Below are 14,946 nucleotides of genomic sequence, written 5' to 3' on the forward strand. Positions count from 1 at the left end.
GACCACGGTGAGGAGTCCTGACCAGGGGTGACCAATAGCGCCTGACCGGCCGGCGGCGCCGTCCCTTCCCCAGATGGGACGGCGCCGCTGCCGTCGCGGTGTGGACCCATTAGCGTGCCTCCGGGCCCCCGTAGCCCAACTGGCAGAGGCAGGCCCCTTAAAAGGGTTCCAGTGTCGGTTCGAACCCGACCGGGGGCACAGCGACGCCCACGTCCGCGGCGTCCCGGCTCTCCGTGCCGCCATGGCCGTTGGCGACCACCCGTGGGAACCGCCCACCGCCGGGACCGAGACCGAGCCACCTCGTGGGAGCGCTGGACCCCGGCTGCGCACCCCCTGACCGGCTGCGCACCCCCTGACCGGCTGCGCACCCCCTTCCCCGCTGGAAGACCGACGAGCTGGTCGCGGCCGGGTGGCGTCCGGTGGCGCACGAGCTCGACCGCAGCCCCTCGCCCCGCCCGTCAGCAGGGCACCCGGGAGTGGGGTTCGGGGACCGTGGAACGGTTCGGGCGTGTCGGGCGTTGACCTGACCGAGTGGAGTGCACCAAGTTGGCTCCACGACCCAGATGTCACCTCGAGGAGATGACGATGCCCAGTAAGAACCCGGCGTTCAGCCGCGGGTTCGGGAACGCCGGCCCCGGCCAGCAGTACGCCGGTTGGGGCAACGCGCCGCAGCACGGCGCGCCCCAGTACGGTGCCCCGACCCAGTACGGCGCCCCCGCGCCGCAGCAGGACGCGTACACCGCGCCGTCCCCGTACGGCACGACGCCCGCGACCCGCTACATGACGATGGACGACGTCGTCACCAAGACCGGCCTGTCCTTCCTGGTGACCGTCCTGGCCGCCGCGGCCACCTGGGCCATCCCGGGTGACGCGGGACTGGGCCTGGCGCTCCCGGCGGTGCTGGTCGCCTTCGTGCTCGGCCTGGTGATCGCGTTCAAGCAGATCGCCAACCCGGTCGCGACGCTGTCCTACGGTGCGCTCTACGGCGTCGCCCTCGGTGCGATCAGCGAGGTGTTCAACAACCTCTACCCGGGCATCGTCGTGCAGGCGCTGATCGGCACCTTCGGTGTCTTCGCCGGGATGCTCGTGGTCTACAAGACCGGTGCGATCCGGGTGACGCCGAAGCTGACGCGCTGGATCGTCGGTGCGCTGATCGGCGTGCTGGCGCTGATCGTGGTCAACCTCGTCGCCAGCTTCTTCACCCCGGGCGGCCTGGGGCTGCGCGACGGCGGCCCGCTGGCCATCGGGTTCAGCCTGCTCGTGATCGGTGTGGCGGCGTTCACGCTGCTGCTCGACTTCGACATGGCCGACGAGGCGATCCGCCGCGGCGCCCCGGCGAAGTTCGCCTGGTACGTCGCCTTCGGTCTGCTCGTGACCGTCATCTGGCTGTACATCGAGATCCTGCGGCTGCTGTCCTACTTCCAGGACGAGTAGAAGGACCCCCTGCCCCCCACCGCTCGCAGGCTCGCGGCGGGGCCCTGCAGGGGGCCAAGAACGTGACAGTGGCCCGGTCCCCGCGAGGGGGCCGGGCCACTGTTCGTTCTGGCGGCTGGATCGTGCTGATCATCGGCGAGTGGCTGCAGTCGACGGCGTGTCGACCAGCCACCCGCCGATGATCGACGGCGCGGCCTCAGATCAGGAGAGGCGCTCCAGCACCATCGCCATGCCCATGCCCCCGCCGACGCACATCGTCTCCAGACCGTAGGTCTTGTCCTTGGTCTGCAGCCCGTTGATCAGCGTGCCGGTGATCCGGGCGCCGGTGCTGCCGAACGGGTGCCCGACGGCGATGGCGCCACCGTGCACGTTCAGCTTGTCGATGTCGATGTCCAGGTCGCGGTAGCTCGGGATGACCTGCGCGGCGAACGCCTCGTTGATCTCGACCAGGTCGATGTCGTCGATGGTCATGCCGGCCCGCTTCAGCGCCAGGCGGGAGGCGTCGACCGGGCCGTAGCCCATGATCTCCGGCGACAGGCCGGTGACCGCGGTGGAGACCACGCGGGCCAGCGGGGTGAGACCCAGCTCGCGCGCCTTGGTGTCGCTCATGACGATGACCGCCGACGCGCCGTCGTTGAGCGGGCAGGCATTGCCGGCGGTGATCCGGCCGTCGGGGCGGAAGACCGGCTTGAGGCCGGAGATGCCCTCGAGCGTGGTGCCCGGCCGCGGGCCGTCGTCCTTGGTGACGACGGTGCCGTCGGGCGTGGTGATCGGGACGATCTCCCGCTCCCAGAAGCCGTTGTCGATCGACTCCTCGGCGAGGTTCTGGCTGCGGACGGCGAATTCGTCCATCTCCTCGCGGGTGACGCCCTTGAGCAGCGCCAGGTTCTCGGCGGTCTGTCCCATGGCGATGTAGACGTCCGGGATGTCGCCGTGCTCCCGCGGGTCGGTCCACGAGTCGGCGCCGCTCTCGGCGACCTTGGCCACGCGGGACTGGGCGTCGGCGAACACCGGGTTCTTCGTGTCGGGGATCGCGTCGCTGTTGCCCTTCACGAAGCGGGAGACGGTCTCGACGCCCGCGGAGATGAAGACGTCGCCCTCGCCGGCCTTGATCGCGTGCAGGGCCATGCGGGTGGTCTGCAGCGACGAGGAGCAGTACCGGGTGATCGTCGTGCCGGGCAGGTGATCCATGCCGAGGAGCACGCTGACGACGCGGCCCATGTTGAAGCCCTGCTCGCCGCCGGGGAGGCCGCAGCCGAGCATCAGGTCGTCGATGTCGGTCGGGTCGAGCGAGGGCACCTTGTCCAGGGCGGCCCGGACGACGGCGGCGGCCAGGTCGTCGGGGCGCATGTCCTTGAGCGAACCCTTGAAGGCGCGGCCGATGGGGGAGCGTGCGGTCGCGACGATGACGGCTTCGGGCATGGGTCCTCCACGATGAGGTGGGTCCGACGCGGTTCGCCGGACGTAGGTCACTCCGGAAAGTACCCCGGCTGCCCTGCGGCGGATCCCGGCCCGGCCCGTCGGTACATCGGTGTGGTGTGGGTCACGCTCATCAGTCGGCGACCGGAGCCTCCGCGGCCGACTCCGCGTGCTCGGCCTGCTCCGGTGTCGGCATCTCCGTCGGCCGGCGTCGGCGCAGCAGCGCCCAGGGCCCCCACGGGCCGGTGTCGGAGCCGCCGATCTCGGCCGCCTGCACCTCGGTGCCGGGGCGGTTGGCCGCGCGCGCCGCGGCGCGGGCCACGGGACGCACGGTCTCGCGGCGAAGTCCCCGCAGCCTCCGGTCGGCGCGGGCGGGCCACACGCCGACCGCGTCGGCGACCGAGGGCAGCAGGGCCGCCGCCGCCGCCGCGTACCCGGCTGCGCTGGGGTGGAACTCGTCGACGCTGAACATGCTGGAGTCGGAGGCGAACGCCGGACCGAGCAGCGAGCCGAGGGACACGGTGCGCCCGCCGGCCTCGACGACGGCGATCGTCTGGGCGGCGGCCATCTGGCGGCTCCACCGGCGGGCCAGCGTGCGCAGGGGCTGGGCGATGGGCCGGATGGTCCCGAGATCCGGGCAGGTGCCGACGACGACCTCGCAGCCGGCCGCGGTCAGCCGGCGTACTGCGTCGGTGAGGTGGCCGACGGAGACCGAGGTGGGCGTGCGGGCGGTGACGTCGTTCGCGCCGATCATGATGACCGCGACCGTGGGCTGCTCGGCCAGCGCACGGTCGACCTGCACCTCGAGGTCGGCGGCACGGGCACCGGACTTGGCCAGCCCCACCAGCCGGACGGGGCGCTCGGCGAGCTCGGCCAGCCCGGCGGCGACCAGCACTCCCGGGGTCTCGGCGGCGCGCTGGACGCCCAGACCCACCGCGCTGGAGTCACCGAGGACCGCCAGCACGATCGCCGTGCCGCCTCCCCGCCCGTAGATGCCGTCGCCCGAGGGCGGGTTGCTCTTGTCGGTGCGGGCATCGACCTTGCGGCGGGCGGCGCGGGCCTCCTCGCGGAGCAGGGCGACCAGGGCAGCGCCGGCGATCCCGACCCCGCCGCCGCCGTAGGCGGCGCCGGTGGCGAGCCGTCGGGCCGTGTCGGTACGCGTCATGGTCCCTCCGTCCCTGTTCGGCGCTGTCGTGGCACCACTGACGTTATCGGCCGCCTACGGTGCAACCTGTGGCCTCCTCCCTCGCTGGTGTGATCCATCCCACATCCGACGACGACCGGGCGCGGCAGATCGTCGACGTCCTCGTCGACGCCTTCGGCGACCTCATGGAGGCCGATGCCGACGCCTTCCGCACCAAGTTCCGGAAGATGGCGGCCGATCCGTTCGCCTTCTACCGGGGCAGCGCGCCTCTGTTCTACGCGGACATGGCGACGTCGGAGGACCGCTGGTGCGACGAGCGGACGTCGCGCGTGTGGATCCAGGGCGACCTGCACGCGGAGAACTTCGGTACGTACATGGACAGCGCCGGCCGGATCGTCTTCGACGTCAACGACTTCGACGAGGCCTACCTGGGCCACGTGAGCTGGGACCTCCGCCGGTTCGCGGCCAGCTTCGCACTGCTGGCGTGGCGCAAGGCGCTGGGCGACGAGGTCATCGGGGAGCTGCTGACCGGCTACCTGCACGCCTACCTGGACCAGGTGGAGGCCTTCCGGCGGTCGGACGAGGACCGCTCGTTCGCGCTGCTGGCCGACAACACCGAGGGCGCGGTGCGCGAGGTCATCCACGAGACCACCACGCGCACCCGGCTCGGGCTGCTGGAGCGCATGACGGTGATCGAGGGCTACCACCGGCGGTTCGCCGACCGCCCGCGCAACCGCCGGCTGGAGGACGACGAGCGGGAGCGGGTGCTGGCCGCCCTGGAGCGGTACCGCGAGACGGTGCCCAAGGGCCAGCGCCGCAGGGAGGTCACCTACGACGTCAAGGACGTCATCGGCACCGGTGGCTTCGGCATCGGCAGCGCCGGGCTGCCGGCCTACAACGTGCTGCTCGAGGGGTACGACCAGGCGCTGGAGAACGACGTCGTCCTGTCGCTGAAGCAGGGCAACGTGCCCGCACCCAGCCGGGTGGTGACCGATCCGGAGATCCGGGCCTACTTCGAGAACGAGGGCCACCGGACGGCGCTGAGCCAGCGGTCGCTGCAGGCCAACACCTCGCAGTTCCTCGGCTACACCGAGATCGACGGCCGCGGCTTCGTCGTCGCCGAGCTGTCGCCCTACGAGCTGGACCTGGACTGGGAGGACCTCACCGAGCCGGAGGACATCGCCCCGGTCATGGTCCAGCTCGGCCGCGCCACCGCGAAGCTGCACTGTGTCGGGGACGCCGACAGCGACCACACGCTGGTGCCGTTCCAGACCGAGGACGCGATCTCCGAGATGGTCGGCGACCGGCGGGACGAGTTCGTCGGCGACCTGGTCGACTTCGCGCACTCCTACGCGCGCCGGACGCAGGACGACTTCCGGCTCTTCGTCAACGCCTTCCGCGCCGGCCTGATCCCCGGTATCAGCTCGAGCGGCTCGCACCCGCTGCCGGGGGACCGGGCATAGGAGGCTGTGCATACGGTTTCGACCGCGCAGACGTAGGCATAGCCTCCTATGCCTGGGCGGGGGCGGCCCGGCGAGGACCTCGCTCAGCGGGCGCGGCGGCCGCGGCGGGTGCGCAGCAGAAGGACCTGCTCCTCCCCAGCCCTCGCACGCTCGGGCCGGGCCCCGGGAGCAGGCCTCACCGGGATCGCCGCCCCCTCCGGGTGCGCAGATAATCTGCGACGACGTACTCGCCGAGGCGCTCGGTGTCGGGCTGGAACACCCGCCCGCCGGCCCGCTGCGTGAGGTCGTGCACGAAGTGGACGAGCCCCGGGTCGGGGTCGAGCGCGAAGACGTTCACCGTGGCGCCGGACCGGGCGACGCGTTCCACCTCGGCCACCGTGCGCGCGATCGTCTCCGGCATCGGCGGCCAGCAGAAGAACGGCGTCCCGTCGTCCTCGAGGTGGGCCGTGGGCTCCCCGTCGGTGACCACCAGCACCACCGGCTCGGCGTCCCGGTGCCGGGCCAGGAAGCGCCGGGCGAGCATCAGCCCGTGCTGCAGGTTGGTGCCCTGCAGCGTGTCCACCGACAGCTCGGCGAGGGTCTCCGGGCGGAGCACCTGCGCGGTGGAGGAGAAGCCGATGATCTCGATCGCGTCCTGCGGGAACCGCGTGGTCACCAGCGAGTGGAGCGCCATCGCCGTCGACTTGGCCGCGCCCCACGTCCCGCGCAGCGCCATCGAGTAGGAGAGGTCGACCAGCAGGGCGACGGCGGCTCCGGTCCGCCGCTCGGTCTCCACCACCTCGAAGTCCTCGACGGCGATGCGCACACGGCCGTCCGTTCGTGGCGCGCCCGCCGTCCGCAGCACGGCGTTCTTCACCGTGCGGACGACGTCCAGCGGCTGCTCGTCGCCGAACCGCCATTCCCGCGAGCTGCCGGTGAGCTCCCCGGCAGCGCCGGCGTCGGCGACGTCGTGCTCGCCGCGGCCGGTGGCGTCGAGCTGGGCGAAGACTCGGCGCAGCGCGGTCGCGCCCAGCCGGCGCACGGCCTTCGGGGAGAGCTCCAGCGTGCCGCCGGACCGGTTGAGGTAGCCCTGGCGCTCCAGCTCGCGCTCCAGCTGCCGCAGGGCGGCGAGGTCGTCGGCGGCCGACCGGCCCAGCGCGCGCTCGAGCAGTTCCTCGTCGACGTCGGCCAGCGAGGCGCCTGCGTAGCCCTGCGAGAGCTGGTTGGACAGCGCCTCGAGGTCGGCGAGCTCCGCGACGGCGCTGGTCGCGTCGCCCATGCCCAGGGGCTGCTCGCCGTCGGGCACCTGGCCGCGCTGGCCCCACGGCAGGTCGGGCCGGGCCTGGCGCAGCGCGTCGGAGAGGTGGGCCATCTCGCTGGCCAGCCCCATGTCCTCCATCGTCTGCGCCATCAGGTCGGCCAGCTCGGCGCGCTGCTCGGGGGAGAGGCCGGCCATCATGCGCTCCTGCGCGGCTGCCCGGCGGGCGAGGGAGTCGATCAGCTCCTCGACCGTCTGCGGGTGGTCGGGGAAGAACTGGCCGTGCTGGGCCATGAAGTCGGCGAACTGCTGGTCGGTGTCCTCGCCCCGGTTGTGCGCGTCGACCAGGCGGGACAGGTCGGCGACCATGTCCTTGACCGCCTGCAGGTCGCCCTCGGTGGCGTTCTGCAGCGCCTGCTTCATCGACGCGAAGGAGCTGTCGAGAACCTCGCGGCGCAGCAGGTCCTGGATCTGCTCGTAGGCCTGCCGGGCCTCGGCCGAGCGCCACGACCAGTCCTTGAGTGCGCGCACCGCGCCCGAGGTGTCCTCGGGCAGGGCGTCGAGTTCGGCCTCGGCCAGCCGCGCGGTGTCGTCGGGGTCGGGGAACAGCTCGCGCCGCTCCGCATCGAGAGCCCGGTCGAGCAGCTCCCGCACCTCCTGCAGCGTGCCGTCCACTCGGCCGGCGGAACGCGCCTTGCGCAGCCGGTCGCGCACCGACCGGCGCAGCTCGTCCAGCCCGCGGCGGCCTTCGGCCCCGCGGCGGAGCAGCTCGCGCAGCGCCTCCTGCACGCCGCTGCCGGCCAGCACCGAGTCGCCGATCTCGTCGACGGCGTTGCCGAGGTCGTACGGCGGGGCCAGCGGATCGGGGCCGCCCCGCCAGGCCCCGTACCGGTAGCCGCGCGGACGTCGCGCGCTCATCTCAGGCTCCGTAGACGGTGCGGCCGCCGTCGGTGTCCTTGGCCAGGCGGCGGGTGAGGTACAGCCCTTCCAGAGCGAACTCCACGGCCGCCGCCGCCTGCTCGGCCGACTGGTCGCCCTCGGGCACGCCCAGCCGGCCGAGCAGCTCGGCGAGCTTGGGGATCGTGCCCAGCTGGCCGAGCAGCGCCGGGGCGGGCACCAGGTCGCCGGACTCGACGGTCTCCCCGCCGGTGAAGTGCTCCTGCAGGCCGCCGAGGTCCAGCCCCGCGCACCGGGCGCGGAAGGTCTGGGCCGTGGCCTGGCGGAGCAGGTGCTCGAGCACCTCGAGCTCGCGGTCGTCGTCCGGGTCGGAGCCGGAGTCGGCGAACTCGACCTTGCCGCGGCTCGCCGGGACGATGCTCGGCAGGTCGACGACCCGGGCCACCGGCCGGGCCTCGCCTGCGACGGCGGCACGGCGGACGGCGGACGCGGCGACGGTCTCCAGCCCGGCGATCGCGAACCGGGCGCTGACGCCGGAGCGGGTGTCGACGTGGCTGGACTCGCGGACCAGCCGGGTGAAGCGGGCGACGATCTCCACCAGGTGCTGGGGCACGACCGGCTGTGCCAGGTGGTCGGCGCCGAACGCGGTCGGCCAGCTCAGCGCCGCCTCCTGCTGCAGCAGCCGGATCTCGTCGGCGAGCTCGATCGGGTAGTGCGTGCGCACCTCCGCACTGAACCGGTCCTTGAGCGGGGTGATGATCCGGCCGCGGTTGGTGTAGTCCTCCGGGTTCGCGCTGGCCACCAGCAGCAGGTCCAGGGGCAGCCGCACCCGGTACCCGCGGATCTGGATGTCGCGCTCCTCCAGCACGTTGAGCAGCGCGACCTGGATGCGCTCGGCCAGGTCGGGCAGCTCGTTGACGCTGAAGATGCCGCGGTTGGTGCGCGGCACCAGCCCGTAGTGGACCGTCTCCGGGTCGCCCAGGGTGCGGCCCTCGGCCACCTTGATCGGGTCGACGTCGCCGATCAGGTCGCCGACGCTGGTGTCCGGCGTCGCCAGCTTCTCGCCGAACCGCTCGCTGCGGTGCAGCCAGCCGACCGGGGTGGCGTCGCCGTGCTCGGCGATCTGCCGGTGCGCCCAGACGCTGATCGGCGCGAGCGGGTGCTCGTTGAGCTCGCTGCCGGCGAGTACCGGCGTCCACTCGTCCAGCAGGCCGACGAGGGTGCGGATGAGCCGGGTCTTGCCCTGGCCGCGCTCGCCGAGGAGCACCAGGTCGTGGCCGGCGATCAGTGCGCGCTCGACCTCGGGCAGCACGGTGTCCTCGAAGCCGACCATGCCCGGCAGGGTCGGCTCGCCGGCGGCGAGGCGGGCCAGCAGGTTGGCGCGGATCTCCGCCTTCACCGGCCGGGAGGTGGAGCCGGTGGCGCGCAGTTCGCCGAGCGTGGTGGGTGCGGGGGAGGGGGCTGCCGGTGCGGTGGTGGCACCCGGGGTGTCCGTCACCCCCGCCACGGTACGACGAGGAGGGCGCGTCCGGGCGGCCGTCCGTGCCGCCGCCTGCGAGGATCCCCGCGTGATCGGATCCGGTGGGCCGCCGCTCGTCTCGGGCGCCGACGTCGAGGCCGCGGCGGAGCTGCTCGAAGGCATCGTCCGCCGCACCCCGCTGGAGCACTCGCGGGGCCTGGCAGACCGGGTCGGTGGCCCGGTATGGCTGAAGTGCGAGAACCTGCAGCGCACCGGTTCCTTCAAGATCCGCGGCGCCTACACCCGCATCGCGCGGCTGACCGACGCCGAGCGTACGCGGGGCGTGGTGGCCGCCAGCGCCGGCAACCACGCCCAGGGCGTGGCCCTGGCCGCGCGGTTGCTGGGCGCCCGGGCGACGGTCTACATGCCCGAGAGCGCACCGCTGCCCAAGGTCGCCGCCACCGAGGGCTACGGGGCGCAGATCGAGATGTTCGGCCAGTCGCTCGCCGAGCCGCTGCTCGCCGCCGCCGAGCACGCCGAGCGCACCGGTGCGGTGTTCATCCACCCGTTCGACCACCCCGACGTGATCGCCGGGCAGGGCACGGTCGGGCTCGAGGTGCTGGAGCAGTGCCCCGAGGTGGCGACCGTGCTGGTGTGCGCCGGAGGTGGTGGCCTGGTGTCCGGTGTCGCGGCCGCGGTGAAGCAGCGCCGTCCCGACGTGCGGGTGGTGGCGGTGCAGGCCGCGGAGGCGGCCGCGTTCCCCGGGTCGCTGGCCGCGGGCCGGCCGGTGGCGCTGGAGTCCATGTCCACGATGGCCGACGGGATCGCCGTCCCCCGTCCCACCGAGCTCACCTTCGCCCACGTGCAGGGGCTGGTCGACGAGGTGCGCACGGTCAGCGAGGAGGAGCTCTCCCGCGCGCTGCTGTTCTGCCTGGAGCGGGCCAAGCTGGTCGTGGAGCCGGCGGGGGTGGCAGCGGTCGCGGCAGTCCTGGCCGATCCCACCGCCTTCGCGCCGCCGGTGGTCGCGGTGCTCTCCGGCGGCAACATCGACCCGGTGCTGCTGCTCAAGGTCGTCCAGCACGGCATGGCCGCGGCGGGCCGGTACCTGTCGCTGCGGTTGCAGGTTCCCGACCGGCCCGGCTCGCTGGCCGCCGTCCTGGCGGAGCTGGCCGCCGTGGGCGCCAACGTGCTGGAGGTCGAGCACGAGCGGACGACGACCCGGTTGGGCGTCGGTGAGGTCGAGGTCTTCGTCGTGCTCGAGACCCGGGGCCCGGTGCACGCGGGAGAGGTCATCGCGGCTCTGCGCCAGGGCGGCTACGCCGTCACGCCCGTGTGACCGATGAGTTCCGGCCACGGCCCCGGTCCTGGCTCCTGACCCCGCACCGGGCGGGGCGGAGAGCGAGGAACCGGGTGTGCACGCCATCGGGAAAAGCGTTCGGGAACTGTCGGTGGGACCGCCTACCGTCCGCAGCATGACCGACGCGATCGTCGTCGAGGGGCTGGTCAAGCGCTACGGCGCCACCACCGCGCTCGACGGGGTGGACCTGACCGTGGCCGAGGGGTCGGTGCTCGGGCTGCTCGGTCCGAACGGCGCGGGGAAGACGACGGTGGTGCGGATCCTCACCACCCTGCTCGTGGCCGACGCGGGGCGGGCGGAGGTGGTGGGTCTGGACGTGCAGCAGGACGCCGACCGGGTGCGCGCGGCCATCGGGCTGACCGGCCAGTACGCGGCTGTCGACGAGTACCTGACCGGCTCCGAGAACCTGGAGATGGTCGGCCGGCTGTACCACCTGGGCAAGGCGGAGGCCCGCAGACGTGCCGGTGAGCTGCTGGAGCGCTTCGACCTCGCCGACGCGGCGAACCGGCCGGCGAAGACCTACTCCGGCGGCATGCGGCGCCGGCTGGACATCGCGGCCTCGCTGATCAACCGGCCGCGGGTGCTGTTCCTGGACGAGCCGACGACCGGGCTGGATCCGCGCAGCCGGCTGGCCATGTGGGAGTTCATCGCCGATCTCGCCGACGGGGGGACGACGATCCTGCTCACCACGCAGTACCTGGAGGAGGCCGACCGGCTGGCCGACCGGATGGTGGTGATCGACCACGGCCGGGTCATCGCCCGCGGCACCGGCGACGAGCTGAAGGCGCAGGTGGGTGGCCAGCGGCTGGAGTTCACCGTCACGAACGCGGCCGTGCTGCCCGACATGGTGCAGCGGCTGCGCCCGCTGGCCACCGACGAGCCGCACGTCGACGAGCCCGGCCGACGCGTCAGCCTGCCGGTCAGCGGCGGCGCCGAGGTCCTGGCCGAGGCGCTGCGCCGGCTCGACGGCAGCGCGGCGGAGATCGTCGACGCCGGGTTGCGCCGTCCCGACCTGGACGACGTCTTCCTGGCGCTGACCGGCCGGGTGACCGAGGAGACCGGAGAGGCCGGCGACGAGCCGGTGACGGCCGTGGGGAGTGCCCGATGAGCGCGCTGGGGGCCGCCGTCGAGGACGGCCTGACGATCACCCGCCGGAACCTGGTCAAAGTCAGGCGGGTGCCGGAGCTCATCGTCTTCGCGACGCTGTCGCCGATCATGTTCGTGCTGCTGTTCCGCTACGTGTTCGGCAGCGCCATCCCCATCGAGGGGATCAGCTACGCGGAGTTCCTGCTGCCGGGGATCTTCGCCCAGACCATCGTCTTCGGGAGCACGATCACCGGCGCCAGCCTGGCCGAGGACCTCCAGAAGGGGCTCATCGACCGGTTCCGGTCGTTGCCGATGGCGTCGTCGGCCGTGCTCGTGGGCCGCACGGTCGCCGACCTGGCGCTCAATGCGCTGTCGATCGTGGTCATGGGCGTCACCGGCCTGGTGGTCGGGTGGCGGATCCGGTCGTCGATCGGTGAGGCGCTGGCCGGCTTCGCGCTGCTGCTGCTGCTCGCCTACGCCATGAGCTGGCTCATGGCCACCGTCGGGTTGCTCGTCCGGGCGCCGGAGGTGGTCCAGCAGGCCAGCTTCATCGTGATCTTCCCGCTGACCTTCATCGCCAACACGTTCGTGCCCACGAACAACTTCCCGGCGGTGCTCAGGTGGATCGCCGACTGGAACCCGGTGTCAGCGGTGGTGCAGGCGGCCCGCGAGCTGTTCGGCAACACCGCTCCGGTCCTGGAGGCCTCCGACGTGTGGTCCCTGCAGCACCCCGTGCTCTACACGCTGCTGTGGTCGGGTGTGCTCTTGGCGGTCTTCATCCCGCTCTCGGTCCGCATCTACCGGCGCACGGCCAGCCGCTGAGCACGAAGGGCTGCGCGCGATCCAGGGCGGCCCCCGTGGGGCGGAGCTGGGCGGGGGCGCAGACTGACCCGCGATGAGCGCCGCGCCTGCCCCCGCCACCGACAACCCGCTGTCCACCGAGTCGCCCTTGCCGTTCGGACTGCCGCGGTTCGCCGTCATCACTCTCGAGCACTGCCGGGAGGCGCTGCTGGCCGGGATGGCGGAGCAGCGGCGGGAGGTCGAGGCGATCGTCGGGTCGGGGGAGCCGCCCACGTTCGGGAACACGGTCGTCGCGCTTGAGCGCTCGGGTGCGCTCCTGGACCGGGCGTGGTCGGTGTTCGGCAACCTCTCGTCGTCGGTCGCCACCCCGCGGCTGCGGGAGATCGAGCGGGAGATCGCCCCGCTGACGGCCGCGCACGACGACGCCCTGCGGCTCGATCCGGCGCTCTTCGCCCGGATCGACGCCGTGCACGGCAACCGGCACGACGCCGGCCTGGACGCCGAGTCCCTGCGCCTGGTCGAGCGGTACCACCTCGACTTCGTGCTCGCCGGTGCCCGGCTCGACGCGACCGGTCGGGCCCGGCTCAGCGAGCTGAACCAGGAGCTGTCGCACCTCTCGACGACCTTCGGCCAGAACCTGCAGCTGGCCACCGAGGCGGCGGCGGTGCACGTCGCCGACATCGGGGAGCTGGACGGGCTCGGCGAGGAGGAGGTGGCCGCCGCCGCCCGGGTGGCCGCCGACCGCGGCGTGGGCGGGTACCTGCTCACCCTGGTGCTGCCCACCGGCCAGCCGGTGCTGGCCGAGCTGCGCAACCGCGAGCTGCGCCGGCGGGTGTTCGAGGCATCGACCAGCCGTGCCTCCGCCGGCGAGCACGACAACGGCCCGGTGGCCGAGCGGATCGCCCGGGTGCGCGCCGAGCGGGCCCGGCTGCTGGGCTTCGACACCCACGCCGACCTGATCCTGGCCGACCAGACCGCCGCGACGACCGAGGCGGTCGACCGGATGCTCGGCTCCATGGTCCCGGCATCGGTGGCCAACGCCGCGGCGGAGGCGGAGGTGCTGCGCGAGATGGCCACGCGGGACGGCGTGCAGCTGGCGGCCTGGGACTGGGCGTTCTACAGCGAGCGGGTGCGGGCCGAGCGCTATGCCGTCGACACCACGGCGCTGCGGCCGTACTTCGAGCTCGACCGCGTGCTGGTCGACGGCGTCTTCCACGCCGCCGAGCTGCTGTACGGCTTCCGGTTCGCGCCGCGGACCGACCTCGCCGGCTACCACTCCGACGTCCGGGTCTGGGAGGTCACCGACGCCGAGGGTGCGGAGGTGGGGCTGTACCTGGGCGACTTCTTCGCCCGGGAGGGCAAGCGCGGCGGGGCGTGGATGAGCTCCTTCGTCCGCCAGTCCCGGCTGCTCGGCACCCGCCCGGTGGTGGTCAACAACCTCAACGTCTCGCGGGCGCCGGAGGGGCGGCCGACGCTGCTCACCCTCGACGAGGTCAACACGCTCTTCCACGAGTTCGGGCACGCGCTGCACGGCCTGAGCTCCGCCGTCACCTACCCGCGCTTCTCCGGCACCGCGGTGCCCCGTGACTTCGTCGAGTTCCCGAGCCAGGTCAACGAGATGTGGGCGCTGTGGCCGGAGGTGCTCGCCCACTACGCCCGGCACGTGGACACCGGTGAGCCGCTGCCGGCCTCGGTCGTGGAGGCGATCGACGCCGCCCAGCTATGGGGGGAGGGCTTCGCGACCCTCGAGTACCTGGCCGCCACGCTGCTCGACCAGGCGTGGCACCGCCTCACGCCGGAGACCGGGGTGGGCGACCCGGTGGAGTTCGAACAGGCCGCCCTGGAGGCCGCCGGTGTGGCCTCCGAGCTCGTGCCGCCCCGCTACCGGACGACCTACTTCCAGCACGTCTTCGCGGGCGGCTACTCGGCCGGGTACTACTCCTACATCTGGTCGGAGGTGCTCGACGCCGACACGGTGGAGTGGTTCGAGGAGAACGGCGGTCTGCGCCGGGAGAACGGGGACGCCTTCCGAAAGCGGCTGCTCGCGGTCGGCGGCTCCGTCGACCCGCTGGGCGCCTTCCGCGCCGTCCGCGGCCGGGACGCCGACCCCGCCCCGCTGCTCAAGCGGCGTGGGCTCACGAAAGCGTCGTGACGAGTGGGGCCCAAAGGGTCCCCGAGGAACGACGGGACTCCGCGTAGCGGGTCCAGCGGAGCGGGGGGCCGGAGGCCCTCCCGACGCTGGACGGGTGTGGCTCAGCGGCAGCCGGGCACGGCTCCTGGCCGCGGTGTCGGCCGGAGGCCGACGATGTCACAGTGTCACAGCCAGGGGAGGGAGAGCACCAGGTCCAGGTCATCCGGAGCCGCACCGTCGCGGACCAGCCGGTTGGGCTGGCGGTGGCCGCACGCCGTGCAGCGGTGGACCACCTGCCAGCCTTTGCCCGACTTCTCCACCAGCCCGATCGGCTCCATGGGCCGGCGGCACTCGCTGGCGCGGTCGCCGGGGAGCTCGTCGACGTGCAGCGACCACAGGCAGTACGGGCAGTGGTTGCGGTAGTGCCCATCGGTGTTCGCCGGCACCGGTGCAGCGCAGTGCACGCACGGGAAGCCGGTGTTCTCCGCCCCCCGTGAGCGGGCGCGCGGTGCGGTCAC

General features: G+C 73.0%; 11 protein-coding genes and 1 tRNA gene. 7 read left to right on the forward strand and 5 right to left on the reverse strand.

Annotated elements, in window-relative coordinates; all coding sequences use genetic code 11:
- Window positions 1–124 precede the first annotated feature (124 nt).
- A tRNA-Leu gene (locus QOZ86_RS19585) sits at window positions 125–198 on the forward strand.
- A 381-nt stretch (window positions 199–579) separates the two neighbouring features.
- The gene (locus QOZ86_RS19590; RefSeq protein ID WP_284493651.1) at window positions 580–1,434 is read left to right on the forward strand and encodes a Bax inhibitor-1/YccA family protein; all 855 of its coding nucleotides are present in this window, start codon (window positions 580–582) and stop codon (window positions 1,432–1,434) included.
- Window positions 1,435–1,635: 201 nt separating this feature from the next.
- On the opposite strand, the gene QOZ86_RS19595 is transcribed toward QOZ86_RS19590, so the two are convergent.
- Window positions 1,636–2,856 (reverse strand): acetyl-CoA C-acetyltransferase, encoded by a 1,221-nt coding sequence (locus tag QOZ86_RS19595; protein WP_284493652.1) that lies wholly within the window; start codon window positions 2,854–2,856, stop codon window positions 1,636–1,638.
- A gap of 130 nt (window positions 2,857–2,986) precedes the next feature.
- Window positions 2,987–4,018, reverse strand: coding sequence for an SGNH/GDSL hydrolase family protein (locus tag QOZ86_RS19600; protein ID WP_284493653.1), 1,032 nt, complete (start codon window positions 4,016–4,018; stop codon window positions 2,987–2,989).
- Window positions 4,019–4,107: 89 nt separating this feature from the next.
- Between QOZ86_RS19600 and QOZ86_RS19605 the strand changes: the two genes are divergently transcribed.
- Entirely contained in the window at window positions 4,108–5,460 is a 1,353-nt protein-coding gene (locus tag QOZ86_RS19605; RefSeq protein WP_284493654.1) for a DUF2252 domain-containing protein, read from the forward strand.
- 175 nt (window positions 5,461–5,635) lie between these two features.
- On the opposite strand, the gene QOZ86_RS19610 is transcribed toward QOZ86_RS19605, so the two are convergent.
- Together QOZ86_RS19610 and QOZ86_RS19615 are read right to left on the reverse strand one after the other, a co-directional pair.
- Window positions 5,636–7,615, reverse strand: coding sequence for a VWA domain-containing protein (locus QOZ86_RS19610; protein WP_284493655.1), 1,980 nt, complete (start codon window positions 7,613–7,615; stop codon window positions 5,636–5,638).
- Window position 7,616: 1 nt separating this feature from the next.
- The gene (locus QOZ86_RS19615; RefSeq protein WP_284493656.1) at window positions 7,617–9,092 is read right to left on the reverse strand and encodes a sigma 54-interacting transcriptional regulator; all 1,476 of its coding nucleotides are present in this window, start codon (window positions 9,090–9,092) and stop codon (window positions 7,617–7,619) included.
- Between the two features lie 70 nt (window positions 9,093–9,162).
- On the opposite strand from QOZ86_RS19615, the gene ilvA reads away from it, so the two are divergent.
- The 4 genes from ilvA (at window position 9,163) to QOZ86_RS19635 (ending at window position 14,449) form a co-directional block, all read left to right on the forward strand.
- Window positions 9,163–10,389, forward strand: coding sequence for a threonine ammonia-lyase (gene ilvA / locus QOZ86_RS19620; protein ID WP_284493657.1), 1,227 nt, complete (start codon window positions 9,163–9,165; stop codon window positions 10,387–10,389).
- A gap of 136 nt (window positions 10,390–10,525) precedes the next feature.
- Window positions 10,526–11,518 carry an ATP-binding cassette domain-containing protein gene (locus QOZ86_RS19625; RefSeq protein WP_284493658.1) on the forward strand — a complete coding sequence of 331 codons (993 nt, stop codon included), beginning with the start codon at window positions 10,526–10,528 and terminating at the stop codon, window positions 11,516–11,518.
- Window positions 11,515–12,318, forward strand: a complete 804-nt coding sequence (locus tag QOZ86_RS19630) for an ABC transporter permease (protein ID WP_284493659.1) — start codon at window positions 11,515–11,517, stop codon at window positions 12,316–12,318. The genes QOZ86_RS19625 and QOZ86_RS19630 overlap by 4 nt, the downstream gene beginning before the upstream one ends.
- Before the next feature lie 73 nt (window positions 12,319–12,391).
- Complete coding sequence (locus QOZ86_RS19635) at window positions 12,392–14,449, forward strand: M3 family metallopeptidase (protein ID WP_284493660.1); 2,058 nt, start codon at window positions 12,392–12,394, stop codon at window positions 14,447–14,449.
- A 164-nt stretch (window positions 14,450–14,613) separates the two neighbouring features.
- Here the strand turns inward: QOZ86_RS19635 and QOZ86_RS19640 are convergent, their stop codons facing one another.
- Window positions 14,614–14,946 (reverse strand): RNHCP domain-containing protein, encoded by a 333-nt coding sequence (locus tag QOZ86_RS19640; protein WP_284493661.1) that lies wholly within the window; start codon window positions 14,944–14,946, stop codon window positions 14,614–14,616.

It is taken from the genome of Blastococcus capsensis (assembly GCF_030165005.1).
In the GTDB taxonomy this organism is placed as follows: Bacteria; Actinomycetota; Actinomycetes; order Mycobacteriales; family Geodermatophilaceae; genus Blastococcus; species Blastococcus capsensis.